Here is a 26,143-nt window from a genome sequence, read left to right on the forward strand (position 1 = left end):
CGGCCCGTTCTGGGCGCGCCTCAATCGTAGCCCGAGATGGTCCCAGGCTGACAATTTCGACTGTAATGGACGTTCTTGTTTGACTAGTCGTTTAAGAACGTCCCCAACGATTGCATAGCATGAGAGTGGATAATCTCCCGGTTTGAGTCTGCATTCAAGCTCAAAGTGGGAGATTATCCACTCTCATTTTGTTTGTTGATTTCGATGCCTACATTTGTAGAAACATTTCGTGGAGGCGGGTGTCTTCGTCGAGTTCGGGGTGGAAGGTTACGCCGAGCTGGTTGCCCTGACGGGCGGCGACGATACGGCCGTCGACTTTCGTTAAAGCCTTGGCGTCGCCGTGGACCTCGACGATGCGGGGCGCGCGGATAAACGTCAGCGGCACCTCACCGTCGATACCGCCTACCTGCCCCTTGGTGCGAAAGCTGCCGAGCTGCCTGCCGTAGGCATTGCGCTCGACAAGTACATCCATGGTTGCCAAACGCGGCGTGCCCTTATCGTCATGGGCGGCAAGGTCGTGAGCCAGCAGAATTAGGCCGGCGCAGGTGCCCAGGACGGGCATACCTTCAGCGATACGGGCACGAAGCTCCTCGAGCATGTCCAACTCATCAAGCAGCTTCCCTTGAACGGTAGACTCGCCGCCGGGAAGTACCAGACGGTCAAAGTCCTGCTTCAAATCAGCCGCCTGCCTCAGCTCAATACAACGTGCGCCCAGCTCGGATAGCCTTGCCTCGTGCTCGGCAAAAGCGCCTTGGACCGCCAGCACGGCGACCGTCTGGTCTGCGTAATCGCTCATGTGCGATCCTTTCTGCTGGACTAGCGCCCGCGCTCCTCCATGATGATCTCAATTTCGTCGGCGTTGATGCCCACCATGGCCTCGCCCAGGTCCTCCGAAAGCTCAGCGATGAGCTTGGCGTCGGTGAAGTTGGCCACGGCCTTGACGATGGCGGCGGCGCGCTTGGCCGGGTCGCCGCTCTTAAAGATGCCCGAGCCCACAAAGACGCCTTCGGCGCCCAGCTGCATCATCAGCGCGGCGTCGGCGGGGGTCGCTACGCCGCCGGCGGCAAAGTTCACGACGGGAAGCCTGCCCGTGGCATGGACCTCGCGCACCAGCTCGACCGGAACCTGCAGCTGCTTGGCTGCCTCAAAGAGCTCATCATCGCGCAGGGCAACAACGTCGCGGATCTGCTTTTGGATCTTGCGCATGTGGCGCACGGCCTGGACCACGTCGCCCGTGCCCGGCTCGCCCTTGGTGCGGATCATCGTGGCGCCCTCGGCAACACGGCGCAGCGCCTCGCCCAGGTCGCGGGCACCGCAGACAAACGGGACGTCAAACTGGGTCTTGTCGATGTGGTAGACATCGTCGGCGGGGGAGAGAACCTCGGATTCATCGATGTAGTCGATCTCGATGGCTTGAAGGACCTGCGCCTCGACGATGTGACCGATGCGGCACTTGGCCATGACGGGGATGGAGACGGCCTCTTGGATGCCCTTGATCATCTTGGGGTCGCTCATGCGCGACACACCGCCTGCGGCGCGGATGTCGGCCGGGATGCGCTCGAGAGCCATGACGGCGCAGGCGCCTGCCTCCTCGGCGATGCGCGCCTGCTCGGGCGTGGTGACGTCCATGATGACGCCGCCCTTGAGCATCTGCGCGAGTTCGCGGTTGAGTTTGACGCGATCGGCCTTGCTGGTCTGTTCTGCCATGGTTGCTCCCTTGGTTGGCATGTGCATTGCTTGACGGAACATCCTATCGGGGAGCTGGGTATGGCGAAATACTCAGTTTTCGAGATAATAACAAGGTCAGACTAATACCAGATTGAATGACTTAATAAGGTCAGGTGACAAATTCATGCTTGACTACAATTTGGAAAAACGCGGCGAGGCATCGCTCTACGAGTATGTTTACCAGCAAATTCGAGATGATATCGTAGCTGGACGCATTGCGGCGGGGGAGCATTTGCCGTCTAAGCGCGCCTTTGCCAGTCATCTGGGAATCAGTGTCATTACCATCGAGAATGCATATAGCCAGTTACTTGCCGAGGGCTATATTTGCTCAAAGCCGCGGCGTGGCTACTACGCTTGCGAGCTTTCGGATGCACCGGTTTTGCCTTTGGCTGCGGGGGGCATCGACCGAGATACCGTCTCTGTGGGCCCCAGCGCGCATGATGTCAACGGACGGACCGAGCAATTCGCCCCGCTCTCTCCTTCCGCTTTGGAGGCGGCGCGGCTTTGGCAAAGCGCACTGCGGGCGACGTTGACATCCGAAGACGAGCGCGAGATCTTTTCGCCCGCACCGGCACAGGGCACCGCTCGGCTACGACGCGCTATCGCTCACCATCTGCGTGGGACGAGGGGCATGAATATCGATCCCGACAACATCGTTATCGGTGCGGGCGCCCAGCTGCTCGATACCATGTTGGTTCAGTTACTTGGAGCCGACAAGGTGTATGCCGTTGAGGATCCGGGATATTTGCGCCTGACGCGCATCTATCAGGCTATGGGTTGCAACGTTCGGCATATCCCGTTGGATGATGGCGGCGTGGACTTGAGTACTCTGCAGAAAAGTGGGACCGGTGTCCTTCACCTGATGCCGTCCCATCAGTATCCGACCGGCCTGGTGACGCGCATTGCGCGTCGCTATGCGCTGCTGAGCTGGGCCGCAGAGCGACCAGGTCGGTATCTCATCGAAGATGACTTTGATTGTGAGTTTCGCCTTGCCGGGAAGCCGATTCCCGCGCTCGCGTCGATCGATGCCGCCCAGTCGGTTATCTACACCAACACGTTTTCGAAGAGCCTTTCATCGGCGTTGCGTTTGGCGTACATGGTGTTGCCCGATGAGTTAATGGAGCGGTTTAGGCGCAACCTTGGTTTCTACGCCTCGTCGGTGAGCTCTGTTGATCAGGTCGCTTTGGCGCGTTTGCTGGAATCGGGTGATTACGAGCGACATGTGAACCGCGTGCGCGTTCGTGCTCGCGAGGCGCGTGATGGCCTGATGGCGCTTGTGCGGAAGGTATTTCCGGCAGGAGAGGTCTCGATCGAGCATGCAGACGCGGGCCTTTACTGTACCGTTGCCCTGTCCGAGGATGGGGCTGGGGAGAGTTTCGCGAAGGCTCTTGCTGACGCTCGTATTTCCTATGTCAACATCGCCGATTGCCTGTGGACGGGTGATCGGGCTTCGACTAAGAACGCTCCATCTCGCGTCCTTATTCAATACGACGACCTGAGCCCTCAGTCACTCATTGTTCTTCAAGAACGGCTGCAATAAGCCCACGAAAAAGGCCCGAACCAATACGGTCCGGGCCTCATCGAGCTTGAGGTTATGTCTCAGGCGGTTGGCTTAGCCAAAGTAGCGCTTGAGCAGGCCGGCGAAAGCCTTGCCGTGGCGGGCCTCGTCGCGAGCCATCTCGTGCACGGTGTCGTGGATGGCATCGAGGCCGGCGGCCTTGGCACGCTTGGCAAGATCGGTCTTGCCGGCGGTGGCGCCGTTCTCGGCCTCAACGCGCATCTCGAGGTTCTTCTTGGTGGAGTCGGTCACGACCTCGCCCAGGAGCTCGGCGAACTTGGCGGCATGCTCGGCCTCCTCGTGGGCAGCCTTCTCCCAGTACAGGCCTATCTCGGGATAACCCTCGCGATGAGCGACGCGAGCCATGGCCAGGTACATACCGACCTCGGAGCACTCGCCCTCAAAGTTGGCGCGCAGGTCGGCAACGATGTCCTCGGAGACGCCCTCCATCTTGGCGACGCCCACGACGTGCTCGGCAGCCCACTCGAGCTGACCCTCCTCCTGCTTCAGGAAACGAGAACCGGGAACGCCGCACTGGGGGCACTTAAAATCCTCGGGCAGCTGGTCGCCGTCGAACTCTTCCACATAACCGCAAACGGGGCAAACAAACTTCATGATTCGATCCTTTCGATCGATGGCGATTGTGCGCTCGTCCGGTCCCGTAAGGGCCCTCTCCGGACGTGCGTCTTGACGAGTTCTATTATCCATAAATGCAACCAAATGTGAAGCCTATTAGGAATGATTTTTAATAAAACAATTTCGAGATATGAAGATGTTGATTGATTAACGATTGGGAAGCCGTCTGCGATCTTTGCTGAGTACAATCGGGCGAGCAAATGTTGACCTATCAACAAATGAAGGAGTTTCCTTTATGCATCTAGCCCGTCGTGCCTGGTGCCGAACATATCAGACAGTTTTTCGCATTGCATTGCCGATCCTGCCCTATACCGAGCCGCGCATTTTAGAGCATGCCAAGGATGTGCCCGCGGTGCTTCAAAAGCGCTCGATTCAGAAGGTCCTTATCGTGACGGATCCCGGCATTGCCCGTCTGGGGCTCACGGCACCGCTCGAGACGGCGCTCGCATCCAGGGGGATTGGCGTTACGGTCTATGCCGAAACGCGTGCGAACCCCACGGTCTCAAACGTGGAGGAAGCGGCGTTCCTGTATCGAGAGAGCGCCTGTCAGGCCATTATCGGTTTTGGCGGAGGATCAGCCATGGACTGCGCCAAGGGTGTGGGGGCGCGCATTGCGCAGCCAAACAAGCCCATCAACAAGATGCGCGGCCTACTGCGGATTCATCGTCTCCTGCCGCTGCTTATTGCGGTTCCCACTACCGCCGGTACGGGAAGCGAAGTCACGCTTGCGGCGGTAATTACCGATGACGAGACGCACTACAAATACCCCATTAACGACTTTGTGCTCATCCCGCGTTTTGCAGTCCACGACCCCGAGTTTACGTGCGGCTTGCCCGCTTCCATTACGGGGCAGACGGGCATGGACGCCCTGACGCATGCCGTTGAGGCCTTTATCGGGCGAAGCACCACGCCCTATACGCGTAAGATGGCGCGACAGGCGGTGCAGCTTATCCACGACAATTTGCTCGAGGCCTATGAGCATGGTGACGACATGCGCGCTCGTCGCAATATGCTTTCGGCGGCGTATAAGGCGGGTGTTGCCTTTACGCGCTCCTATGTTGGATACGTTCATGCAATCGCACACAGCCTGGGCGGGCGTTACGGGATTCCGCACGGTTTGGCCAACGCGATCATCCTGCCGCACATGCTTCGCGCTTATGGTGACGCCGCCGCCCCCAAGCTTGCCGATCTTGCTCGCATGGCGGGCATTGCGCCGGCTACCGCGCAGGACAGTCTTGCGGCCGAGGCCTTTATCGATTGGGTCGACCGCATGAACGAGGCCCTGGGAATCCCCAAATATGTCTCGGGCATTCGCCGCTCCGACATTCCGCAGATGGCGGCGCATGCCGATGCCGAGGCCAATCCGCTGTACCCCGTTCCGCTTTTGATGGACCGCTCGGAGCTCGAGCATATGTACGAGGTCGTCGCGGGTGGTATGTTTGAGGACGAGAACTAGGAGGGTGCCATGAACACCGAGGAAATTGCGCGCATCGTCGGCGATCAGCGCGCCTACTTTAAGACGCACGCCACGTTTGATGTCGATGTTCGACGTCGCGCGCTCGTGAGTTTACGCGATGCGGTGCGGGCCCACGAGGCCGATATCGCCCATGCGCTCAAGACCGATTTGGGGAAGTCGCATGACGAGGCCTATATGTGCGAGATTGGTACGTCGCTTTCCGAGATTCGACATCAGATCGCTCACGTGGCTCGGTGGAGTCGTCCGCGCCTGCGTCCGTGCGATCTCGCTAACGCCGTGAGCGTGTGCAAAACGCAAGCCGTGCCCTATGGCGTCACACTCATCATGGCACCGTGGAACTACCCGTTTTTGTTGACGCTCGAGCCGCTCGCCGGCGCCCTTGCCGCGGGCAATACCGTGGTCATCAAGCCGAGTGCCTATGCTCCGGCATCGAGCACGGTGCTCAAGCAAATCTGCGAAGAGGCGTTTGACCCCCGTTTGGTGACGGTTGTCGAGGGCGGGCGCGCCGAAAACGAAGCGCTGCTCGATGAGTGCTGGGACAAGATCTTCTTTACCGGTAGCGTTCCGGTCGGCAAACTCGTCATGGAGCGCGCAAGTAAAAACCTTACGCCCGTGACGCTTGAGCTGGGCGGAAAGAGCCCCTGCATCGTGGATGCGACGGCAAACTTGAAGGTTGCGGCGCGGCGTGTCGCCTTTGGTAAATGGCTCAACGTGGGGCAGACCTGCGTGGCGCCCGACTACCTGCTGGTCGATGCGCGCGTGCACGACGAGCTGCTGGACCTCATCAGGGAAGAGGCCCGCCGTATGTTTGGCGAGCATCCGCTCGGTAACGAGGATTATGGGCATATCGTCAACGCCAAGCATTTTGCGCGCGTGCGTGGACTGATCGATCCCGATAAGGTTGTGCTTGGAGGCACGGCGCGCGAGTCATCGCTCAAGATTGAGCCGACGATTTTGGACGGCGTGACCCCCGATGACGCCGTGATGCAGGAGGAGATTTTCGGCCCCATCTTGCCGGTGCTGACGTTTGAGAGCCTAGACGAGGCCGAGACGTTTATTACGGATCGTCCGACGCCGCTGGCTCTGTATATCTTTAGCCAGGATCGCGCAGTTCAGCAGCGCTTTGTGCGTTACGTGCCCTTTGGCGGCGGCTGCGTCAACGACACGATTATGCACTTGGCTACGAGCCATATGGGCTTTGGTGGCATGGGTGCGAGCGGTATGGGGCAGTACCATGGACGCGAGAGCTTCGATACGTTTAGCCACAAGAAGAGCATCGTGAACAAGGCAACGTGGCTGGACGTGCCATTCCGCTATGCTCCTTACGCAAGCTGGAAGCACAAGTTCGTGCGCATGTTTGTGCATTAGAATCAGATGGCGTAGCGACAAACGGTCGAAAGGCGCAGGCAGGATGAATTTGTGTCCGCACGGCCCCGTAAGCTTCTCAGTACGGTTAAGCGCCGATTTATCCGGCTGTTAGAGGAGCTGCTATGTACGAGCCTTCACGTGTTCTTCTGTCATTTCACATTGCAGGATTTCAGTATGCCGATGGCGCCTTGGTCCTGGGCGATCTTAAAGCGGGCGATAAGCTGACGCTGTGTGCCGAGCGCGATAATCCCCATGACCCCGAGGCAGTTGCGATCTACTATGGCAAGACCAAACTTGGCTACGTTCCGGGAAACGAGGTCGGCCCACTGTCCTTGATGATGTATTACGGCCACGAGGACGTATTTGAGGCCCGTGTGCAACAGGTTGCCCCCGAGCGCAGCCCGTGGCATCAGGTGCGCGTTGGGCTCTACGTGGTGGATGCTCGCTAGTCGGCAATGGAGGCTGCCATGTTTGATGACGATGACCTGTTTGATCTGGCAGATGATCCGTTTGAGTGGGATGTGCTACTCGATGACGATGAGCTGGAACAGGACCGTAAGATGCGGCAGGACAAGAAAACTCAGGGTGACGCTTCGAAAAAGCAAGACAAGCGCCGCCGCGGACTGTTCGGCGGGCTCTTTGGATAACCGCCGCATCGCTACGTCTGTATACTTAGCACGAGTTGAACACGTTGCGAAATGAGGGCATAGACGATGATGTGGTTTACCGCCGACCTGCACCTGGGCGATACGAATATCTTGCACGACATGGACCGGCCGTTTGGCTCGGTCGAGGAGATGAACCGCAAGGTCATCGATGCCATCAATGAGTGCGTGGCTGCGGACGACCGCCTCTATATTCTGGGTGACTTTACCTATCGTTTGCCCCTGGCGGAGGCGGTGCGCCTGCGCGAGCGTATCGAATGCCAGAACGTGACGCTCATCCGCGGTAACCATGACGGCGACTGGGAAGATTCCGACGTACCGCAGATTTGGGAAGACGTGCGCGATTACCTGGAGATTGCTCCCGGCTATGCCAAGGGCCATCGTCTGGTTATGAGCCACTACCCCATGCTCAGCTGGAACGGCAAGGCACGTGGCGCCATTATGCTGCATGGGCATATCCACAGCAGGGGTGACCGCGCCAACGCACGCAACCGCGATCGCGAGCGCCCTATCTTTCGCTACGATGTCGGTCTCGATGCCAACGATTACAAGCCCGTAAGCCGAGACCAGATCTTGAGCTTCTTTAGACTGTAGCCCTCAAACCACCACAAAGGGGGGGCAGGTGGCTTTGTGGTGGTTCTGGCGCCGTTGCCATTATGGCGGCGGCGCCTTTTTTGTCCGCGCGGCGCGGTAGAGTGTAGCCGGTTGATATTTGCGTCCATCGAGGAGCTGCTATGAACGAGATCAAGTGCCCGCATTGCGGCGAAGTTTTTAAGGTCGATGCATCCGGCTATGCGGATATCGTCAAGCAGGTGCGCGATGCCGAGTTCTCGCGCGACCTGGATGAGCGTGTGAAGGCAGTCCAGCGTGAGGGTGAGCAGGCGCTGGAGCTTGAGCGCTCGCGTTCGACGGCTGCCTTGCAACAGGCAGAGTCTCAGCGCAATGCCCAGCTTGTCGAGCAGAAGAACACTGCGGATCAGAAACTGGCGCAAGAGGTTGCCAAGCGCGATGCTGAGCTTGCCGAGCTGCGCGCTAAGCTCGAGGGCGCTGCCGCAGAGCGCGAGAGTGCAAGCCAACGCGCGGCGGTTGAGGCACGAGCCAATGCTCAAAAAGAGAATGCCGAACTCCAGCGTGAGATTGATAGCCTGCGTGCGCAGCTTGGGCGCAAAGATGACGAAGCAAAGCTTGCCGAGTCGGCGGCGCGCAACGCTGCTCAAAACGATTTAGCTGCACGCGACGCTCAGATTGCCGAGCTGCAGGCCAGGCTTGCCGCGGCGGACAAGGCCCAGGAGATGGCGCTTGCCGCTGCCGCGGCAGAGTCGCAGCGTGAGCTCGATGCCGCTCGCAGCGAGGCCGAGCGCGCGCTTGCTGACTATCGCGCGAAGGTGCAAGAGAAGTTTTCCGCCGCAAAGGCTCAGTCCGAGCAAGAGGCCGAGGGCCTGCGTGCCCAGCTGCGCGAGCAGGAACTGATGGCAAAAATGAACCTGTCAGAGGCGGTCGCCGCGGCGGAACGAGAGCGCGATGAGGCACGTGCCAAGCTGACGAGCGAGCTGGCGGTGCGCGATTCTCGCGAGGAGCAAGCCAAGGCGGCACACGAGCTCGAGCTTGCGCAGGCCAAGCGCGCGAGCGATGACCTGATTCGCTACAAGGATGAAGAGATTGAGCGCCTTAAGGACATGAAGGTCCGCCTGTCCACCAAGATGGTGGGCGAGTCGCTCGAGCAGCACTGCGAGACCGAGTTTAACCGTCTGCGCATGACGGCGTTTCCTAACGCGTACTTCGAGAAAGATAACGATGCGTCCGAGGGTACCAAGGGCGACTTTATCTTCCGCGAGTGCGACGCGAGCGGCAACGAGGTCATTTCGATTATGTTCGAGATGAAAAACGAGAACGACGAGACTGCGACCAAGCACAAAAACGAGGACTTCTTTAAGAAACTCGATCACGATCGTCGCCAGAAAGGTTGTGAGTACGCGGTGCTCTGCACCCTGCTGGAGCCCGAGAGCGAGCTCTATAACGTAGGGATAGTCGACGTGAGCTATCGCTACGAGAAGATGTACGTGATCCGTCCGCAGTTTTTCATTCCCATGATTACGCTGCTGCGCAACGCCGCCATGGGTTCGCTGCGCTATAAGCAGGAGCTAGCGGAGTACAAGCAGCAGAATATCGACGTCACGAACTTCGAAGCCAAGATGGAAAAGTTCAAGAATGATTTCGGTCGCAACTACGAGATCGCGATCCGCAAGTTCCAAACGGCGATCGATGAGATCGACAAGACGATTAGCCACCTGCAGAAAACCAAGGAGGCGTTGCTGTCCTCCGAGAACAACCTGCGCCTAGCCAACAAGAAGGCGGACGATCTTACCATTCGCAAGCTCACGTGGGGCAACAAGACCATGAAGGCCGCGTTTGACGAGGCGCGCGGGGCTGCGACAGAGACAAACGATGAGCCAGCCGAGGCGGATTCGTATGAGGTCGAGGATGCCGAGTAAGGCATAGCGTATCGCGTAAAAAGCGGGGCCGCTGGCGATGTTGCCAGCGGCCCCGCTTCGTTTCGTTCCATTGCGCCCGGCTAGTCTTCGAGCAGGTCCTCGATAAAGCCGACGCGGTAGTTTTTGAAGATGACCTCGCCGCCGTCTTGCGTGGCGTCCAGATCGACATCGCCCATGATGCCAAAGTCGTGGTCTCCATCCTCGTCGGCAAAGATCTGGTGCACGTGCCATACGTGCGCGGTTTTCTCGTCGGACTCATCGATGGAAAACATTGCCGAGCTGCGGGCATCTCCGTCGGTGAGGATCTCCTCGTGCTGTTCGTGGTAAGCGTCGAGTGCTTTTTGCCAGCGAATCTCGCTCATGCCCCAGTCGTCGTCGAGTTCGCCCAGGTCGCGAACATGCTCGCGGGCGGCAAGGGTCACGCGGCGGAAGAGTGCGTTGCGTACCAGCAGGGTGCAGCCGCGACGGTCAGCCACGACCTCGTCGATGCCCTGCGGCGGTGCGGCGTCGAGTGCTGCCGGGTTGCCGGCGTTCTCCCACTCGTCCACCAGGCTCGAGTCGACCGAGCGTACCACAAAGCCGAGCCATGAGATAATGTCGCGCAGGCGCTCGTCGCGCTTCTCAATGGGCACGGTGCGATCGAGGGAACGGTAAGCCTCGGCTAGGTAGCGCAGCAGAATGCCCTCGGAGCGGGCGATGCCGAGCTTTTGGATATAGCCCTTAAAATCGCTCGCGCTTTCCAGCATATCGCGCAGGACGCTCTTGGGAGAGAGCTGGTAGTCGTTTGCCCAGGGTACTTCCTGGCAGTACTTGTCAAAAGCGGCGTCGAGCAAATCCTCGAGCGGCTTTTCATACGTGACGTCCTGAATGCGCTCCAAGCGCTCCTCATACTCGATGCCGTCGGCTTTCATCTCGGCCATCGCGCGGTCGCGTGCGGCGCGCTCCTGTGCGCGCAGCACCTGCTTGGGATCCTCGAGCGTTGCCTCGACCATTGAGATCAGATCCATGGTATAGGTCTCGCTCTCGGGATCGAGCAGCTCCAATGCGGCAAGTAAGAACGGCGAGAGCGGCTGGTCGAGCGCGAAGTCCTCGGGCAGATCGACCGTCAGCGCATAGTCGATGTCCGGTGCGGCGTCAGTCGGGGCGTCGGGTGCGGGCGGTACCTCGGTGCGAACGACGACACCGGAATCGATGAGTGTGGCGAAGATTTCGTCGGCGCGAACCTCGAGCTTAGCCTTTTCCTCGGGAGTCTGCAGGCTCGTCTCGATGAGGTCGTGTACGCGGGCTCGGGCATCGCCGCCCTGCTCGACCACGCTAATCACCATGGAGTGTGTGATGCGCAGGCGCGGCTTGAGCGTTTCGGGCTGCGTCTCGATCAGGCGCTCAAAGGTCTGCTTGTTCCAGGTGACAAAGCCCTCGGGGGCCTTCTTCTTTTTAATCTTGCGGAGCTTCTTGGGGTCGTCGCCCGCCTTGGCCATGAGTTTGGCGTTCTCGATCTCGTGCTCCGGGGCCTCGGCGATGACCATGCCCTCGGTATCAAAGCCCGAGCGACCGGCGCGACCAGCGATCTGATGGAACTCACGGGCGCGCAGGCGACGCATCTTGTAGCCATCGAACTTGGTGAGCGCGGTGAGCACCACGGTGTGAATGGGTACGTTGATGCCGACGCCGAGCGTATCGGTGCCGCAGATGACGGGCAGCAGGCCCTGCTGCGCCAAGCGCTCGACCAGCAGGCGATAGCGCGGCAACATGCCAGCATGGTGCACGCCGACGCCGCATCCAAGCAGGCGCTTGAGAATCTTGCCAAAGGCCGTCGAGAAGCTCGTGCCTTTGGCAGCTTCCTTAATGGCCTCGCGCTGCTCCTTGCTGGCAATGCCGAAATTGGCGAGCGACTGTGCCGTCGCAAGGGCGGCATCCTGGCTAAAGTGCACGATATAGAGCGGGGCCTCGCCGCGGCGCATGGCGAGCTCGACCGTGCCCTCGAGGGAGGTCGTCACGTAGTCGTAGCTCAGCGGAACAGGACGTGGGGCGTCGACAACCAAGTCGCAAGCAGCGCCGGTGTGTTCCTCGAGTGAGGCGGCGATGGCGGTGACATCGCCGAGCGTGGCGCTCATGAGCATAAACTGCGTGTGGGGCAGGGTGAGCAGCGGCACCTGCCAGGCCCAGCCGCGGTCGGGGTCGGCAAAGTAGTGGAACTCGTCCATGGCCACGCAGCCCACATCGGCGTCCTCGTCCTCGCGCAGCGCATCGTTGGCAAGGATTTCGGCCGTGCAGCAGATGACGGGCGCCTTGGTGTTGATATGCGTGTCGCCGGTGATCATGCCTACGTTATCGCGGCCGAGCACCTGTACCAGGTCGAAAAACTTCTCGCTGACCAGAGCCTTGATAGGAGCCGTGTAGTAGCAGCGTTTGCCCTGCGCCATGCCCATAAAGAGCATGCCCAGCGCGACGAGCGACTTGCCCGATCCGGTCGGCGTGCCCAAAATGACGTGATCGCCGGCGGCCAGGTCCATGAGGGCCTCTTCCTGGTGGTCCCACAGCTCAATACCGCGATCGCTCGTCCATTCAAAGAAGCGTTCGAAGGCCTGATCGGGCGTGAGCCATGGTTCGGGCTCACTGCCGTCCTCGGGCTCCCACCAGGTGGGGGAGAGCGCGCCGAGCGAGCCGAACTCAGCTTCGGTTCCCGTGCCGCCCGAGAATGAGCTGGCGGCGCCGGCGCCGGAGACGGTGCTGGCGGCGGTATCTGTCGTGGTCTGTGCCATGTGGTTGCTTTCTCTCGTGATTGTCCGCCATCCATTATGGCGTAGCGGCGGCACGGGGTGCCAGCGCGCGAGAAAATGCAGGAAATGGGCGTTCTGCTCAGCCGTATGGTGCAGTTGTCAGTTAAGTGAGTAGACTTTTTGCGATATCGCGAGCACATAGCTTTTGCGCAAGGGCTCTACCTGCGGTTTTAGTTTTCGTTATGCGGGCTGTGCTTGGCTATTGCAGAAAAGTCTACTCACTTAGGTTTGAGGGCCGTTCGCAGGCGCCTATTTGCGCTTGTTCGCCGATACCGCGACCATCAGAAGCCCCTAGGACTCCTGCGGTAAGCGCTTCTTGCCTTTGCGGGCGCGGTTTCTAAAGTTCTCGACGGCCTCTTCCATGCCCAGAGGTACATAAGTGAGCTCATCGAGATTGTCGGGCAGGTAGCACGCAAGGCTTTGCTCCTGCATGCGGCCCGCTGCGAGCCGTTCATCGCTGGGCTGCGCGCCGGGTGTGGCGCAAATGCCGTAGACGACGGCACCCATCTCGCGTGTGCGGCACTCGTATTCGGTCTCGGGATGCTCGGGATGGTCGCGGCGGACGTCGTCACTTACCCAAAGCGTGTCGTAGCCTGCCGCGGCAAACTGTCCCAGGGCGTAATCGCGCAACGGCTTGCTGTCGGTGCGCAGCGTGACGGTAGCGCCGGCTGAAAAGAGCGGGCGGTAGAGCATCAGATGGTCAACATGGACGAGCCGTTTTTTGGCGTACTTGGCCTTGGGCTGCGGTGTGGGAAAGTTGATGGTGATGGCATCGAGCTCGCCTGTGGCAAACAGCTGCGGCAGCGATGCGGCGCCTCGGGGCAGGACGAGTGCGTTGGATAGCTCCTGCTCGCAGATTTTCTGTGCGGCATAAGCGATGCAGATGGGCTCCTGGTCCATACCGACAAAGAGCGTGTTTGGCTCGTGGGCCGCGCGCTCTACAAGGTAGGTTCCCTTGCCGCAGCCAAGATCCAGGTGAAGGTGTTCGAAGGGCTTGCTGCCTGCGGGCGCACAGGCCTCGCGCCAATCTCCGGCATATGCCTCGGGGTTCGTCTCAATCGCATCGGCGTAGCGCTCCAAGCGCTCCTCGAGCACAAAGTTCTTAGGCGTGCGAACGTGGACGGCTCCCATGAGGCTCCTTGGTCATAAGTATGGAACGCATAGCTGCGCGTTCCGTCAATGGGTTGAAAAAGGGTGGGCATAGTTTGCCCGAAAGATGCGGTGCGGCTCGGCGGCGAGTCGTCGGTGCCTACAGACGCTTGAGAATCACATAGCGGTTGAGCTCGCCGCTGCGACCGTCGGCATGGAAACGCTCAAGCTCGCGCACGGGGACCTCGCCGCTCTTGTAGAACGTACGGACGCCGCGCACCAGGTCGGTAATCTGCTGATCGTCAAAGTGATGACAATAGCGGTAGGCGTGGCGGTCGTTTTGCCAGCCAATGAGGTGGTCGCCGGCTTCAAACTGCGCGGAATCGTAACCCTCAAACGGCGGGGTGAGCTCGGCGCGGGCTTCGGCTCGAACGGCCTTGCGCGCCATGCGCTCGTCGTTCATAAACTCCCAAAAGCTGATGGCGATGATGCCACCCGGGCGCGTCTGCCGCACCAAGGCGTCGAGTACGCGTACGCGGTACTCGCACGACGGCACGTGGTGCATAAAGCCAAAGCAGACCGAGATGTCGGCGAGCGGGGCGTCGAAAAGCACGTCGGGCGTCTCGGCGGGGTTGAGCTTCATGAGGGCGTCGAGCACGTCGAGCTCCTGGAAGTGCAGGTTGGGAATGCGCAGGGCGTGGCCATGTGCATCGATAGCCAAATCTTGACACGAGTCGACACCATAGAACTCAAACGGGCAGCTGGCATCTGCCGAGGGGTTTGCGCCGTCGACGCCCTTGGCGGCAAGTGCGCCGCCGGCGGCAAAATTCTCGAATCGCATATTGCCGCAGGCAAGATCAAAGACGCGGACGGGATGCTCGATCGTGGCGACGTCGAGCTGCCCGAGCGCGATGTCCATGGTGCGCACCCAGCCGGGCCACGGGGCCTGGCGCGTATCGGAGAAGGAGGCGGAGTGCTCGCGATAGAACGTGTTGTTGAGCTGGATGAGCGATGAGGCGAAATCGCGGTTCACGGCGCGGAACTCCCTCCGTTGGCGGTGCGGAATAAACAGTACGACCATACTACCGTTAACGCCGCAACGGGGACAACCAAGCTACGGGTCATTGCTTTGTTTGGACACATTTCCGCAGCTCATATGCACCCGCAACCGCCGGTTGTCAAAAATCTCACTAGAATAGGTGGCATGCTTTTAGCGGTGGCGGATAGATTTTTAACTGTGCAAGGCGCCTTAAGAACAAAAACGGTCCGGCGGCACGGCTGGCATCACATAGGAGGAACCATGAATGTAGAAACTGCGCAGCGGCTCGCCGACCTTCGCCGCAGCAAAGGCTTTAGCCAAGAAGGGCTGGCGCGAAAGCTGGGGCTGTCGCGCCAGGCGGTCAGTAAATGGGAGCGCGCGGAGAGCTCACCCGATACCGAGAACCTGATCTCGCTCGCCAAGCTTTATGGCGTGAGCCTGGACGAGCTGCTCAATCCGAGCGACGAGATCGAGGACGATATCGAGTTTGAGAACGAGGACCGCGCTCGTCAGCGCGAGGCCGAGGCGGCAGAGCGCGCACGCACCCATGAGGCGGCGGCACGAGCTACCGAGGCGGCAACACAGGCGAGTGATGCTGCGGCCAAGGCAGCGCAAGCGGCAAGCTGGAGTGCGCAGGCTGCCAATGCGGCGACGGCTCAGGCGACGAGTGGCGGCGCAGTTGGCTCGACTCCGGTGAAGGGCCCGTTCCAGTCGTTCCCGTATTGGGCTGTGTGTTGGCTGCTGTTCTTTTTGCTGATGTTCCCGTTTGGTGCCGGCCCCTTTGCCGCGCTGATCTTCTTCACGATTCCCATCTATCACTGGGTGGCGCGTGCGCTCGATGGTGATTGGGCACGCGGGGATATTCAGGTTGGTCCGGCGCCGGTGGCGATCAAGGCCCAGGGGAAGGATGCTTCTGCGGAACCCGATGCTGACGTGGCTACCACGACCACCGCTGAGCCATGTGCCAAAGAGGGTGACGAATGATGAAGCTTTCGCATGAATCCAAGGTACGCCTGGGTGTTGGCATCGGAGCGTTTGTGCTCATTGTTGGGCTTGTCTTTGGCGTTTCGCGGACATTGATTCATTTTGATGGTCCGTGGGATCTCGACGATGTTGTATCCGGCTTGTCTGGTATGGACGATGCGCTTGACGAGGACGATCTTTTGGATAGCGGTAACTATTCCGCTCGGCCTCAGCGGCTTTCGAGTGAAACGTTTGATGCCGACGCGTTCCAATCGCTCGACTTGGACGTGACGTCGGGCACGGTCGAGGTCAAACACGTCTCCGGCGGCCCGGTGCGTGTTATCGAAAGCGGCCGCGTTGCGAAGGGGGCGTCTGCTTCTGATGCGGCTACCCGGAACCTTGCTGAGGTCAAGGGCTCTACGCTCAAGATTAGTCAGTTCGACTACGATGATAAGCGCGCGATTGACCGCACAATTACCATTGAGCTGCCGCGAGATGTTGCGGATAACCTGGTGGGCATTACGGCGAATGTAGGGTCGGGCGACCTGGCGGTCGCGGACATTGCGTGCCATGATCTGGATATAACGTTGAATTCGGGAGACGTTGAGTTTGCGGGCACCGTGACCGACACCCTGAATGCCGAGGTCGGTTCGGGCGACATGACGTTCGAGCTCTACCAGGCGCCCGCGAAGTCGATGGACGTGAGCGTGGGCTCGGGCGACGTGGAGATGACGGTTCCGAACTCTACGGGCTTTAAGGCGAGCCTCACCTTGGGCAGTGGCGACTTCGAGAGCGATTTCCTTCCGCTTGGCTACGATGGAGAGACTATTTTGAATCTTGAATTCGATAACGGTGACAAGTCTGCTACGTATCGATTTGAGATTGGCTCGGGCGACATGTCGTTTGATTCGGAGTGACGGGTGGTTTTAGGAGACCCGTAAACGTAGACACGCTGTTTGATGAAGGCGCCGAAGCCGAGATCGGCTCCGGCGCCTTTGCCTTTACAATGGGGTCATGGAACAGATTATTTTGAACATACTCGATGCCCTGCGTCGCGGTGAGACCGTGGACGACAAGGTGCTCGTTAAATTGATACATGCCGAGGCGCGCCGCGAGGGTGCCGATAAGCGCGACTTGGCAAAGCGCCGCCTGCTGCCGTTTTACCAGCGGGTGCAACGCGAGGAGCCGGCTCGTTGGGCTGGGTGGAATGTCGACGCCGAGCTGGAGCGTCAACTGCTGCAAGTGCTGCGTATGAAGCCGCGCCGCACGGCTTCGGGTGTGGCGACCATCACCGTCATCACCAAGCCGTGGCCGTGCTCGGGCGATTGCCTGTTTTGCCCTAACGACCTGCGCATGCCCAAGAGCTATCTGCACGCTGAGCCGGCGTGTGCCCGTGCGGAGCAAAACTGCTTCGATCCATATCTGCAGGTGAGTGCCCGTTTGACGGCACTTTCGCAGATGGGTCATGCGACCGATAAGATCGAGCTCATAGTGCTCGGCGGTACCTGGAGCGACTATCCACAAGGGTATCAGGCATGGTTTATGTCGGAACTTTTCCGTGCGCTCAATGACGATGCCGTCGCCGGCGTGGCAGCCAACCCCATGCTGGCGCGTCCGGGCATCAGCCGTGCCGAGGCGGGGCGCCTACTCGATGACGCCCCCGCCGATGCCCTGCCGCCGGTGGTAACAGAGCGCCGCGAGCGCTATCGGGCTGCCGGTATTGCGACCGACGAGGCCGAGCTTGCGAGTGGTGTTGCCGACGAGCAGGAGCGTGTGGATGCTGCCGTGGGCGGCTATAACCGCGCGGTGCGTCGTCTGTACGGCCCTGGTACGCCGTGGGGCGAGGTTGCCGAGTGGCAGACGGCAACGATGGAGGAGCTCGAGCGTCAGCAGCGCATCAACGAGACGGCGAAGCATCGCGTGGTGGGACTCGTTATCGAGACGCGCCCCGATGCCGTGACGCCGCAGGCGCTCACGCTCATCCGCCGCCTGGGCTGCACCAAGATTCAGATGGGCATCCAGAGCCTCGACCAGCACCTGCTCGATATCAACGAGCGTCGCATTTCGGTGGCGCAGATCGAGCGGGCGTTTTCGCTTGCGCGCCTGTTTGGCTTTAAGATCCACGCGCATTTTATGCTTAACTTGCTGGGCGCCACGCCGGAGGGGGACAAGCGCGACTACGAGCGCTTTATGACCGAGGGCGCCTTTATGCCCGACGAGGTCAAGGTCTACCCGTGCGCGCTCATCGAGGGCTCGCGTCTGGTGGGCTGCTATGAGCGCGGCGAGTGGCGCCCCTATACCGAGGAAGAGCTGCTCGATGTGTTGGCCGACGACATCGTGGTGACGCCGGCGTTCTGCCGCATCAGCCGCATGATTCGCGACTTTAGCTCCGACGACATCATGGTGGGCAACAAGAAGCCCAACCTGCGTCAGCTCGTCGAAAACCGCTTGGCGGCTCGTGGGGAAGGCGCGACGGTGCGCGAGATCCGCTATCGCGAGATCAGCACGGCGGGTGCCGACTTGGGTGAGCTGTCCCTTGATGAGGTCGCGTACGAGACGCCGGTGACGAGCGAGCGTTTTTTGCAGTGGGTGACACCGCAGGGCAAAATCGCGGGCTTTTTGCGGTTGTCGCTGCCCGACCATTCGTTTGTTGCCGCGCATGCGGACGAGTTGCCGACGATGCCTGATGAGGCGATGATTCGCGAGGTACACGTGTATGGCATGGCGGCGCGCGTGGGGGATCAAGGCCAGGCAGCCCAGCACCATGGATTGGGCCGGTCGCTGGTGGAGCGTGCGTGCCATATTGCTCGGGACGCGGGCTATGCACGTATCAACGTGATTAGCGCGATTGGCACACGCGAGTACTATCGCCATCTTGGATTTTATGACCATGGCCTTTATCTGCAAAAGGAGCTCTAGATGAACAAGCCGAGTGTTCCTGCCGGTGTCGTTGCCGGCGTTGCCCTGGGAGCCGCGGCGCTTGGTGCGGCCGCTGTCGCTGTTCGTGCTGCCTGTCTGCAGGTTGCGCGAACCCGCAATGGGTTGGCGCGTGTGAAGCGCGTGCACGACGAGGGCGGCGACGAAGTCCGCGTATTGGTGCAAGGCGGCGTCTACCAAAGCGCGAGCTATGTTGGCGATCGTTGGGCGGAGCCGGTCTTTGCGTACTATCGTGCATTTGACGATGTGTTTGAGGCCGAGGACGCAATGCGTGACGCTTATGGTCACGGTATCGACCGCATGCTTATGCTGGGCGGCGGCGGGTTTGCCTATCCTAAGTTCGCCCTGATGTCGCACGAGGGCTTGCGCATGGACGTCATCGAGTATGACGGAGAGATTACGCGCCTGGCGCGTCGCTGGTTCTACCTAGACGAGCTGGAGCGCGCAGTGGGCGACCGCTTGCGGGTGATTACCGCTGAGGCACGTTCGTATCTGGGTGTGACGAGCGTGGGCCATCGTCGCTACGACGTCGTTGTGAGCGACTGCTTTGGCGGTGCCGAGCCTGTGCGCGAGCTGGCGACCGTTGAGGCGTTGCGTCTAGTGCGAGGCAGCCTGAACCCCGGGGGTATCTACGTTGCCAATATCGTGAGCGCAAACGAGGGGAGCGATGTGACGTTCCTGCGCGATTGCGCTGCCACTGCACTCGAGGTATTCGCCCACGCCTGGGTGGTCCCATGTGGTGATACAGAGTTCGGCGGCGAGGAGAACTACCTGCTCGTCGCCAGCGACGGCGACTATGTCTTTGCCGAAGCCGTGCCCTTCGATGCTGACTTTCTCGGCACCGTCCTTCACGACTAGCGCGTCTCCCTGCGACCAGTCTGTTTATGACGGGGCTCCTTTAGCCACTCCTTGGTCATGCCAAAGTAGCTCAACAAGCCCCGTGCCAAAAAGACTGGTCTTAGGCGTGGTCGCGCCAGCTGAGGACGCGCTGCTTCATGCCCTCGATGTCGAGCACGCCTTCGGCAAAGCCCTTGCGCACGAGCTCTTCGGGAACAAACTCGTCGTAGCGGTCAAAGTAAGGCACCTCGCCAGGATAGACGAGCTCGATGGGATCGAAGTCTTTCTCGGCCTCGGCGGCGAGTACCTCAAAGAACGTCTCCTCGTCGGCCTTCATCTTAAACTGCATAAAGTACGGACGTGACGGGTCGAGTCCGCGAAGGCCCAGCTCCGCGGCACACTTAATCTTGAGCATGCGTTCGAGCGCCAAAAAGGCGTAGCTGCCCAGCCAGGGGAAGAGCACCCAGGTGTCGCCACCCAGGTTGATGAGTGGCTTGGTCCCCGCGCCCGAAATCTCGGCCGTATGGCGAGCCTGTGCAAGACGTGCCCGTGCGTTGCCCATGAGATACGGATATGCCGCATGCTCGTTGAGCGCCTTGCGCATGCGTTCGAGTACGTGTGTATTGATGTCACCGGGGCAGTCGCCAAAGTAGGCCGGCACACGGCCCTTGACCTGCGTGGCAAAGACGGTATGACGCTTCCAGTCCACTTCCTCGACAATCCAGCAGTGTCCGGCGATGGCGATGCGCTCGCCGGGCGGTGGGGGATTGACGATTGTGCCCAACTCGGCCGATTCGCTGCGAACGGTGAACTCCTCGTTTTCCTGGAACACGGCGTAGAACTTAAAGTTGTTGATGATGCGCTCGCCCGCGAGACCCACAATGAGCCCACCGCCCTCGGTGACCTGGATATGGTCGATCTTGATGAGGTGGCGCAGCAACACGCGATAGTCATCGGCCGAGACGCGATGGAAATAACTGAGTGTGAGCACGCGCTGGGCAAGTTCGGCCGGCGTGAGCTCTCCGGTACTGGCGAGGGTCGACATGGTCTGGTGGTAGAGCAGACTGTAGGGGAGTCGATCGAGCTCGGGCGGCTCGACCCATTTTTCCTCGCGATAGAGTTGTACGAGCGCGATGCCTTGCAGGAGCTTCCACGGAATGGTCTCGGGCATCATCGTGCGCGGCTCGGGTTCTTCCTCGCGCATGACAAACCACATCTCGGGCGGAAGGTCGCGGCGTCCCGTGCGCCCCATGCGCTGCAAAAAGGAACTGACGGTAAACGGCGCGTCAATCTGGAAGGCGCGCTCCAGGCGGCCGATATCGATACCGAGCTCCAGCGTAGAGGTGGTGACGGTTGTCTGCGCCTGCTCCTCGTCGCGCATGAGCTCCTCGGCCGTCTCGCGCAGCGATGCCGAAAGATTGCCGTGATGGATTAGAAAGCGGTCGGGCTCGTGTCGACTTTCGCAGTAGCTGCGCAGCATGGAGCACACGGCCTCTGCCTCCTCGCGCGAGTTGGCAAAGACCAGGCACTTGCGGCCGCGCGTATGATCAAAGATATAGCCCATACCGGGGTCGGCGTTGTCGGGCGCCGTGTCGGTGGGGTTGAGAAGCGCCTGCTCGGTCGCTCGTGGGATGTCGACTTCGCCCTCGGGGGCCGAGGAAGTGCGACTGCCCTTGGGGGCAGCCTTGTCCCGTGCCTGCTCGCGACGTTGGCGGCGTTCCTCCTGTGTGAGTTGCCCGCTATGGCGCATGTCTTGGGTGCTGACGGGCAGTGCCGCGGGTGGTGCCGCCTCAATGCGCTCGCATGCGAGCACCTCAGCTTCCTGCGGACCTGTGCTCGTGAATCCTCGCTGCTGCGCCTGGGGACCCGAGTTGTAGAAGTGCTCCATGGAGATACGCCACACGCGGCGCGGCTCCTCAAAGCGGGGGATGACGCAGTCGCGTCCCGTCCCCTGCGACAGGAAGGCACCCGTGCGTTCCGGGTCCCCGATGGTGGCCGAAAGACCAATGCGGCGGGGCTGCACGCCTGCCATGCGCGAGAGGCGCTCGATAAGACAGAGCGTCTGCCCGCCGCGGTCGCCGCGCATGAGCGAATGAACCTCGTCGATGACGACGTAGCGCAGGTCGCAAAACATGCGCGGGATCGCCATGTGCTTATGGATCAGGAGCGCCTCGAGCGATTCGGGCGTAATCTGAAGGATACCGCTCGGCTTTTTGATGAGCTTAGCCTTGTGTGACTGCGAGACATCGCCATGCCAGTGCCAGACGGGGATATTGGCTTCTTCGCACAGGTCGTTGAGGCGGACGAATTGGTCGTTGATGAGCGCCTTGAGGGGGCCGATGTAGAGGGCGCCCACGCTTGCGGGCGGGTTCTCCCAAAACTCGGTCAGGATGGGAAAGAAGGCTGCCTCGGTTTTGCCGGAAGCCGTGGATGCCGTCAGGAGCACATTGTCCTTCGAGTTAAAGATGGCATCTGCCGCCGCAACCTGGATAGAGCGCAGGCTCTCCCAATCGTGGGAGTAGATAAAGTCCTGGATAAACGGGGCATAGCGGTCAAAGGCGTTCACGAGGCCTCCTTTCAAAAGCGAATTTCTCAACGCGGTGGGCAGTGGCTTGCTGCATTACTGCCTCAACGTTTGCCCAGATGGAACCTACCAAAATAAACCTGTCCCTTTTTGTCAGGTTAGATGGTGAATTCGGCGAAGTTACGGTCGCCGTCTGCGGAGCCGATGTCGCCTGTTGCGGCTGCCGGCGCCAGCGCGTCGCCACCAACGCTTTGCAGTAGCTCCGCCACATTTGCATCGGGGTTCTGACACAGGATATCGAGCAGCTCGATAAAGTCGCGGATGACCTCGCGGGGCGTCAGATGCGTGTCGGCCCCCACGCGGCCAAACTCAATCTTGAGGAAGTCCACCAAGTCGTTCTCGGTAAGCGTGGGCGTCCAGCCAAAGTAGCCGGCATGGATCTGCATGAGCTTTTCGATGAGCACCAGCAGCTCCTCGTAGGTGAGCGGCTGCAGGCGGATGATGGGCGCGAGCATGTCTTTGAGATCATCTCGCGCAAAGCGACCCTGAGCGAGTCGGCTGCGCAGAGCCTCGTAGGAGAACACGCCGCGGCGGCGGTCTTCGATGGAGGTTGGCGTGCCACCCATGATCATGCCCAGGTACTGCGCCTTGCCCTGGAGCGTGTCGTTGTACATGGTCAGGATCTTCTCGTAGTTATATTGGCGTGTGATGGCGTTGGGAATCTTATACAGATTCACGAGCTCGTCGATGAGCACCAGCATGCCCTTGTAGCCGCTGCAGACCAAAAAGCGCGCAATGAGCTTAACGTAGTCGTACCAGTCGTCATCGCTGATGATGGTCGAGGAGCCCAGCTCGGCGCGAGCCTCGCTCTTGGTACGGTATTCGCCGCGGATCCATTTGGTCACGCGGCTCATGGCCTCCTCGTCGCCCTCGGATACGGCCGTGCGATAGCGGCGAAGCATGCGGGTGAAGTCGAAGCCGTGGACCATCTCCTCGAGCGGGGCCAGTTGGGCATTGACGACCGACTCGTCGACGTCGGCACACGAGACAACCCAGCGATCCAGAATAAGGTTGAGCGCGCCGCCCTCGGGGCGCGTCTTGGTCGATATATTGCGGATGAGCTCGCGGTAGGTGGCAAGGCCCTGTCCCTGACCGCCCTGCAGGCGGCGCTCGGGCGACAGGTCGGCATCGGCGACGACGAATCCCTCGCCCATGGCATGCGTTCGGATGGTTTGGAGCAAAAAGCTCTTGCCGGCGCCGTAGCGACCGACCAGGAAGCGGAAGCTCGCCCCACCGTCGGCGATGAGACTCAGATCGGTGAGCAGGGCGCGGATCTCGACCTCGCGCCCTACGGTAATGTAGGGAAGGCCGATGCGCGGGACCACGCCGCCCTTGAGCGAGTTGAGAATGACGGCAGCGACGCGCTTGGGCACGCGGGGTGCTGCGGATGCGGTATCACTCATGGTCTAGGTATCCTCTCACGTCTGCTTCGTAGTCCTCAATAATCTGCGGCCCTGCCGCGCTAAATTCAATTACGGTGTCGCCCACCAGGTCAAAGAGCGTCTCGTTGGTGGTATCGACGAGCATGTCCTCGCTCTGCCCCGATTGCGCTACCGCCGATTCCGCCTGTACTGCGTTGTGCTCGAGCAGCGCGCGGAGATAGGCGTCTGCGGCGGGCGCGAGTTCGTTCGTTGCGTCAGCGGGCGCAGCGGCTGCGAACGTTGACGTTGACGCGAGAAGCGGTGCCACGACACCAAACTGTTCGGTGGATATGGTCGGCTCGTCGGTCAAGTCCTGCCGAATGGGTGCCACGACCGCCTCGACAATCGCGTCGGTTACGGGCTCGGCTTCCGGTTGCCCTGAGTCCGCTGCCTCGGCTTCTGCGGACGCGCCGTCCTCGCGTTCCTCGTCGATCAAAAGCGCTTCGCGCGTTTGCGCAGCGGCGCTCCGAATGTGCCCCAGCTGACTCAGATCGATATCGATCTTGACGGGCTGGTGTGCGGCGTCCCACGAAAGCCATGCCACAATCTCGTCATCGATAATCTTGGCCAGATATTTGGGGACCTTCTCCTCCTTCAGGGGGTGGGTGGGGTCTAGGGCCAGGCGCAGGCGTTGGTCGCAGGCGCGCATCATTTCACCGAGCTTGCTGCTCTTTTGCCTACTACCGTGGATACGCATGCATTCCCAAAAGCCGTTTTGGCAACGGTAGATATGGATAGGATCCAGGCGGTATTCGCAGTCCTCGTGGCGCTCGGGCGCAAAGAATACGGCCGAGGCAAACATGGTGTAGGGCATGGCCGTCTCCTCCCCAAATAAACTCGCCACGATGCCGGTCTTTCGGTGCGTGTCATAGTAACGCGCCATACGGACATACACGGCACATGCCACGTGGCGTAGGTCGCGATGGTTGCTGCGAGCGAGTCTTGAGTTATTGAGGTTATACGTGGAGAGGGCGTTGATGGCGGCCATGAGTCGCTCCTCGCGCACCTCATCGGGCGGAAGGGGGAGCGTGGGCTCGGAGGTTTTGCGACGCTTAGGGGTCTGGCCGGACGGTGCCGGTGCTGGTACAAGGTCTCGTGCCGCGCGCCGCAGCTCGATAAGGGCGTTATCGAACATGACGGTTTTAGAGTCGCGAAGCAGCTTGGGGTCGAGCCCGTGGAACACGGCGTAATCCTGCAGCCACACGCGTGCAAATCGGTCGATGCCGGGCTCGAAGGCGCGATAGACATCCCAAAAAGCCTTGATCTTGTTAAAACCATCGAGCGGGTCATCTACGCCAATGCCGCAAATCAGCTCATAGAGATACAGAAAGGCAAAGGACGTAGACGTTTCCTCGACGGTTCCGCGGCGCACTTGGGCACGCCAGGTAAAGTAGCCGCGCAACTGCCGGTCGCTCATGGCGTTGTAGGTGGGAAAGTACGATTTAAAGGTGCCGTTGTAGGGACAGTCGTCCTCAAAGTCGGCCATCAGCAGGCCCTGGCGGTAGAAAAGCTCGGCTTCCGAAAGCCAACGGCCCGCGCCGCCCTTGGGGTCTTCTTGCCAACGCGATATCTCACGCATCTTGCGGTATTGGTCGGGAAGGAAGTTCTGCATCTGTCGGCCGGTTTTGAGAATCGGCTCGTCTGCGTAGATTTCGTTTGAGAAGCGGGCGGACTGATGGGTCCGGGCCTCGGCCATAATGCGCTCGATGAGCATCTTGATGTCCTGGTCGGCCACCGCTCCTCCTCTCGAACGCAGCTACGGTGACCTCATATCATAGCACAGCATCAAACAGATGTTCGAGATACCGCTGCGTTGATAGATTTAGAACAGGAGGGCGTAGATGACGGCGATGACGACGGAGGGGAGCATATTGGCCGTGCGGAAGGTCTGAGGACGGATGAGGTTGACGCCGACGCAGAAGATGAGCATGGAGCCTACGAGCGAAAGGCTGTTGAGGGCTGTTGTGGTCATGATGGGGGAGAGCGCGCCGGCAAACAACGTGATCGTCCCCTGGAACACGGCTACGGGCAGGGCCGAGAAGATGCAGCCGCGTCCGAGCGACGCCGTCATGGTGCAGACGATGATGCAGTCCAGCGCTCCCTTGAGGGCAAGCGTTGACCAGTCACCGAGCAGACCGTCCTGGATCGATCCCACAATGGCCATGGCGCCGATACACACGGTGAGTGAAGTCGAGACAAAAGCGTTGGTGAACTCGTTATCGCCCTCACTGCCAGTCTTGCGCTTGAGCCATTCACCAAGGTTCTCGATGACGGCTTCCAAGTTGACGGCCTCGCCGATGAGTGAACCGAGCGCAAATGAGACGATGAGCATGGTGGTACCGGTGGTCGCCAGCGCCTTTCCATCGATGATGAGCATCTTTTGCATGGTGCCGCCCAGGCCGATAAACAGGACGCACAGCCCCGATGCTTTCATGAGCGTGTCTTGGATGCGCGGTGTAATGAAGCGGCCGCCCGCTAATCCCAAAAGACCGCCCGCAACTAAAAGCACAACGTTGATGATCGTTCCCAAGCCCGGCATGAGCCCTCCTGTATTGATGCCAACGTGGCA

21 protein-coding genes are annotated in these 26,143 nt (G+C 60.3%); 11 read left to right on the plus strand and 10 right to left on the minus strand.

Annotation, left to right across the window (positions count from 1 at the left end; all coding sequences use genetic code 11):
• Window positions 1–208: 208 nt before the first annotated feature.
• Window positions 209–796: a pyridoxal 5'-phosphate synthase glutaminase subunit PdxT gene (gene pdxT, locus ABHU32_RS05430; protein ID WP_346979306.1), complete on the minus strand. Its 588-nt coding sequence runs from the start codon at window positions 794–796 to the stop codon at window positions 209–211.
• Window positions 797–816: 20 nt separating this feature from the next.
• Entirely contained in the window at window positions 817–1,707 is an 891-nt protein-coding gene (gene pdxS / locus ABHU32_RS05435) for a pyridoxal 5'-phosphate synthase lyase subunit PdxS (RefSeq protein WP_195362033.1), read from the minus strand.
• Window positions 1,708–1,852: 145 nt separating this feature from the next.
• Here pdxS and pdxR point away from each other — a divergent pair, with 145 nt between their 5' ends.
• Window positions 1,853–3,268 carry a MocR-like pyridoxine biosynthesis transcription factor PdxR gene (gene pdxR, locus ABHU32_RS05440; RefSeq protein WP_346979307.1) on the plus strand — a complete coding sequence of 472 codons (1,416 nt, stop codon included), beginning with the start codon at window positions 1,853–1,855 and terminating at the stop codon, window positions 3,266–3,268.
• Between the two features lie 72 nt (window positions 3,269–3,340).
• Here pdxR and ABHU32_RS05445 read toward each other — a convergent pair whose 3' ends face one another.
• Window positions 3,341–3,901 carry a ferritin family protein gene (locus ABHU32_RS05445; RefSeq protein WP_022094328.1) on the minus strand — a complete coding sequence of 187 codons (561 nt, stop codon included), beginning with the start codon at window positions 3,899–3,901 and terminating at the stop codon, window positions 3,341–3,343.
• A 256-nt stretch (window positions 3,902–4,157) separates the two neighbouring features.
• On the opposite strand from ABHU32_RS05445, the gene ABHU32_RS05450 reads away from it, so the two are divergent.
• From ABHU32_RS05450 to ABHU32_RS05475, 6 genes are all read left to right on the plus strand, one after another.
• Entirely contained in the window at window positions 4,158–5,378 is a 1,221-nt protein-coding gene (locus tag ABHU32_RS05450; RefSeq protein ID WP_346979309.1) for an iron-containing alcohol dehydrogenase, read from the plus strand.
• Between the two features lie 9 nt (window positions 5,379–5,387).
• Window positions 5,388–6,767, plus strand: coding sequence for an aldehyde dehydrogenase (locus tag ABHU32_RS05455; RefSeq protein ID WP_346979310.1), 1,380 nt, complete (start codon window positions 5,388–5,390; stop codon window positions 6,765–6,767).
• Between the two features lie 122 nt (window positions 6,768–6,889).
• The gene (locus ABHU32_RS05460; protein ID WP_035137041.1) at window positions 6,890–7,216 is read left to right on the plus strand and encodes an HIRAN domain-containing protein; all 327 of its coding nucleotides are present in this window, start codon (window positions 6,890–6,892) and stop codon (window positions 7,214–7,216) included.
• Window positions 7,217–7,234: 18 nt separating this feature from the next.
• The gene (locus ABHU32_RS05465; protein WP_035137042.1) at window positions 7,235–7,414 is read left to right on the plus strand and encodes a hypothetical protein; all 180 of its coding nucleotides are present in this window, start codon (window positions 7,235–7,237) and stop codon (window positions 7,412–7,414) included.
• Between the two features lie 66 nt (window positions 7,415–7,480).
• Window positions 7,481–8,026 (plus strand): metallophosphoesterase, encoded by a 546-nt coding sequence (locus ABHU32_RS05470; protein ID WP_346979312.1) that lies wholly within the window; start codon window positions 7,481–7,483, stop codon window positions 8,024–8,026.
• Between the two features lie 140 nt (window positions 8,027–8,166).
• A complete protein-coding gene (locus ABHU32_RS05475) occupies window positions 8,167–9,924 on the plus strand; it encodes a DUF2130 domain-containing protein (protein ID WP_346979314.1) in 1,758 nt (585 codons plus the stop codon).
• An 80-nt stretch (window positions 9,925–10,004) separates the two neighbouring features.
• On the opposite strand, the gene ABHU32_RS05480 is transcribed toward ABHU32_RS05475, so the two are convergent.
• From ABHU32_RS05480 to ABHU32_RS05490, 3 genes are all read right to left on the minus strand, one after another.
• On the minus strand, window positions 10,005–12,686 hold the full coding sequence (locus ABHU32_RS05480; RefSeq protein WP_346979316.1) for a DEAD/DEAH box helicase: 2,682 nt from the start codon (window positions 12,684–12,686) through the stop codon (window positions 10,005–10,007).
• A gap of 309 nt (window positions 12,687–12,995) precedes the next feature.
• The gene (trmB, locus tag ABHU32_RS05485) at window positions 12,996–13,835 is read right to left on the minus strand and encodes a tRNA (guanine(46)-N(7))-methyltransferase TrmB (protein ID WP_346979317.1); all 840 of its coding nucleotides are present in this window, start codon (window positions 13,833–13,835) and stop codon (window positions 12,996–12,998) included.
• A 118-nt stretch (window positions 13,836–13,953) separates the two neighbouring features.
• On the minus strand, window positions 13,954–14,874 hold the full coding sequence (locus ABHU32_RS05490; protein WP_342995616.1) for a class I SAM-dependent methyltransferase: 921 nt from the start codon (window positions 14,872–14,874) through the stop codon (window positions 13,954–13,956).
• Window positions 14,875–15,093: 219 nt separating this feature from the next.
• Here ABHU32_RS05490 and ABHU32_RS05495 point away from each other — a divergent pair, with 219 nt between their 5' ends.
• The 4 genes from ABHU32_RS05495 to ABHU32_RS05510 all read left to right on the plus strand — a co-directional run bounded on the left by ABHU32_RS05495 (window position 15,094) and on the right by ABHU32_RS05510 (window position 19,590).
• Entirely contained in the window at window positions 15,094–15,816 is a 723-nt protein-coding gene (locus ABHU32_RS05495; RefSeq protein ID WP_346979319.1) for a helix-turn-helix domain-containing protein, read from the plus strand.
• The gene (locus ABHU32_RS05500) at window positions 15,813–16,712 is read left to right on the plus strand and encodes a DUF4097 family beta strand repeat-containing protein (protein ID WP_346979320.1); all 900 of its coding nucleotides are present in this window, start codon (window positions 15,813–15,815) and stop codon (window positions 16,710–16,712) included. The genes ABHU32_RS05495 and ABHU32_RS05500 overlap by 4 nt, the downstream gene beginning before the upstream one ends.
• A 97-nt stretch (window positions 16,713–16,809) precedes the next feature.
• Window positions 16,810–18,714 carry an elongator complex protein 3 gene (locus ABHU32_RS05505; protein ID WP_346979321.1) on the plus strand — a complete coding sequence of 635 codons (1,905 nt, stop codon included), beginning with the start codon at window positions 16,810–16,812 and terminating at the stop codon, window positions 18,712–18,714.
• Window positions 18,715–19,590 carry a spermidine synthase gene (locus ABHU32_RS05510; protein WP_346979322.1) on the plus strand — a complete coding sequence of 292 codons (876 nt, stop codon included), beginning with the start codon at window positions 18,715–18,717 and terminating at the stop codon, window positions 19,588–19,590.
• Window positions 19,591–19,690: 100 nt separating this feature from the next.
• Here the strand turns inward: ABHU32_RS05510 and ABHU32_RS05515 are convergent, their stop codons facing one another.
• The 4 genes from ABHU32_RS05515 to ABHU32_RS05530 all read right to left on the minus strand — a co-directional run bounded on the left by ABHU32_RS05515 (window position 19,691) and on the right by ABHU32_RS05530 (window position 26,113).
• A complete protein-coding gene (locus tag ABHU32_RS05515; protein ID WP_346979323.1) occupies window positions 19,691–22,135 on the minus strand; it encodes a DEAD/DEAH box helicase in 2,445 nt (814 codons plus the stop codon).
• A gap of 116 nt (window positions 22,136–22,251) precedes the next feature.
• Window positions 22,252–23,556, minus strand: coding sequence for an ATP-binding protein (locus tag ABHU32_RS05520; protein ID WP_346979324.1), 1,305 nt, complete (start codon window positions 23,554–23,556; stop codon window positions 22,252–22,254).
• Window positions 23,549–25,309, minus strand: coding sequence for a TerB N-terminal domain-containing protein (locus ABHU32_RS05525; RefSeq protein WP_346979325.1), 1,761 nt, complete (start codon window positions 25,307–25,309; stop codon window positions 23,549–23,551). Before ABHU32_RS05525 ends, ABHU32_RS05520 begins: the two co-directional genes overlap by 8 nt.
• Window positions 25,310–25,396: 87 nt before the next feature.
• On the minus strand, window positions 25,397–26,113 hold the full coding sequence (locus ABHU32_RS05530; protein WP_346979326.1) for a DUF554 domain-containing protein: 717 nt from the start codon (window positions 26,111–26,113) through the stop codon (window positions 25,397–25,399).
• Between the last annotated feature and the right edge of the window lie 30 nt (window positions 26,114–26,143).

This window comes from Collinsella aerofaciens (assembly GCF_039758965.1).
GTDB classification, from domain to species: domain Bacteria; phylum Actinomycetota; class Coriobacteriia; order Coriobacteriales; family Coriobacteriaceae; genus Collinsella; species Collinsella aerofaciens_BR.

Excerpts from the sequence above, each read along its gene's own strand:
- pdxT (WP_346979306.1), bottom strand. The coding sequence starts at position 796 with ATGAGCGATTACGCAGACCAGACGGTCGCCGTGCTGGCGGTCCAAGGC.
- pdxS (WP_195362033.1), bottom strand. The coding sequence starts at position 1,707 with ATGGCAGAACAGACCAGCAAGGCCGATCGCGTCAAACTCAACCGCGAA.
- pdxR (WP_346979307.1), top strand. The coding sequence starts at position 1,853 with ATGCTTGACTACAATTTGGAAAAACGCGGCGAGGCATCGCTCTACGAG.
- ABHU32_RS05445 (WP_022094328.1), bottom strand. The coding sequence starts at position 3,901 with ATGAAGTTTGTTTGCCCCGTTTGCGGTTATGTGGAAGAGTTCGACGGC.
- ABHU32_RS05450 (WP_346979309.1), top strand. The coding sequence starts at position 4,158 with ATGCATCTAGCCCGTCGTGCCTGGTGCCGAACATATCAGACAGTTTTT.
- ABHU32_RS05455 (WP_346979310.1), top strand. The coding sequence starts at position 5,388 with ATGAACACCGAGGAAATTGCGCGCATCGTCGGCGATCAGCGCGCCTAC.
- ABHU32_RS05460 (WP_035137041.1), top strand. The coding sequence starts at position 6,890 with ATGTACGAGCCTTCACGTGTTCTTCTGTCATTTCACATTGCAGGATTT.
- ABHU32_RS05465 (WP_035137042.1), top strand. The coding sequence starts at position 7,235 with ATGTTTGATGACGATGACCTGTTTGATCTGGCAGATGATCCGTTTGAG.
- ABHU32_RS05470 (WP_346979312.1), top strand. The coding sequence starts at position 7,481 with ATGATGTGGTTTACCGCCGACCTGCACCTGGGCGATACGAATATCTTG.
- ABHU32_RS05475 (WP_346979314.1), top strand. The coding sequence starts at position 8,167 with ATGAACGAGATCAAGTGCCCGCATTGCGGCGAAGTTTTTAAGGTCGAT.
- ABHU32_RS05480 (WP_346979316.1), bottom strand. The coding sequence starts at position 12,686 with ATGGCACAGACCACGACAGATACCGCCGCCAGCACCGTCTCCGGCGCC.
- trmB (WP_346979317.1), bottom strand. The coding sequence starts at position 13,835 with ATGGGAGCCGTCCACGTTCGCACGCCTAAGAACTTTGTGCTCGAGGAG.
- ABHU32_RS05490 (WP_342995616.1), bottom strand. The coding sequence starts at position 14,874 with ATGGTCGTACTGTTTATTCCGCACCGCCAACGGAGGGAGTTCCGCGCC.
- ABHU32_RS05495 (WP_346979319.1), top strand. The coding sequence starts at position 15,094 with ATGAATGTAGAAACTGCGCAGCGGCTCGCCGACCTTCGCCGCAGCAAA.
- ABHU32_RS05500 (WP_346979320.1), top strand. The coding sequence starts at position 15,813 with ATGATGAAGCTTTCGCATGAATCCAAGGTACGCCTGGGTGTTGGCATC.
- ABHU32_RS05505 (WP_346979321.1), top strand. The coding sequence starts at position 16,810 with ATGGAACAGATTATTTTGAACATACTCGATGCCCTGCGTCGCGGTGAG.
- ABHU32_RS05510 (WP_346979322.1), top strand. The coding sequence starts at position 18,715 with ATGAACAAGCCGAGTGTTCCTGCCGGTGTCGTTGCCGGCGTTGCCCTG.
- ABHU32_RS05520 (WP_346979324.1), bottom strand. The coding sequence starts at position 23,556 with ATGAGTGATACCGCATCCGCAGCACCCCGCGTGCCCAAGCGCGTCGCT.
- ABHU32_RS05530 (WP_346979326.1), bottom strand. The coding sequence starts at position 26,113 with ATGCCGGGCTTGGGAACGATCATCAACGTTGTGCTTTTAGTTGCGGGC.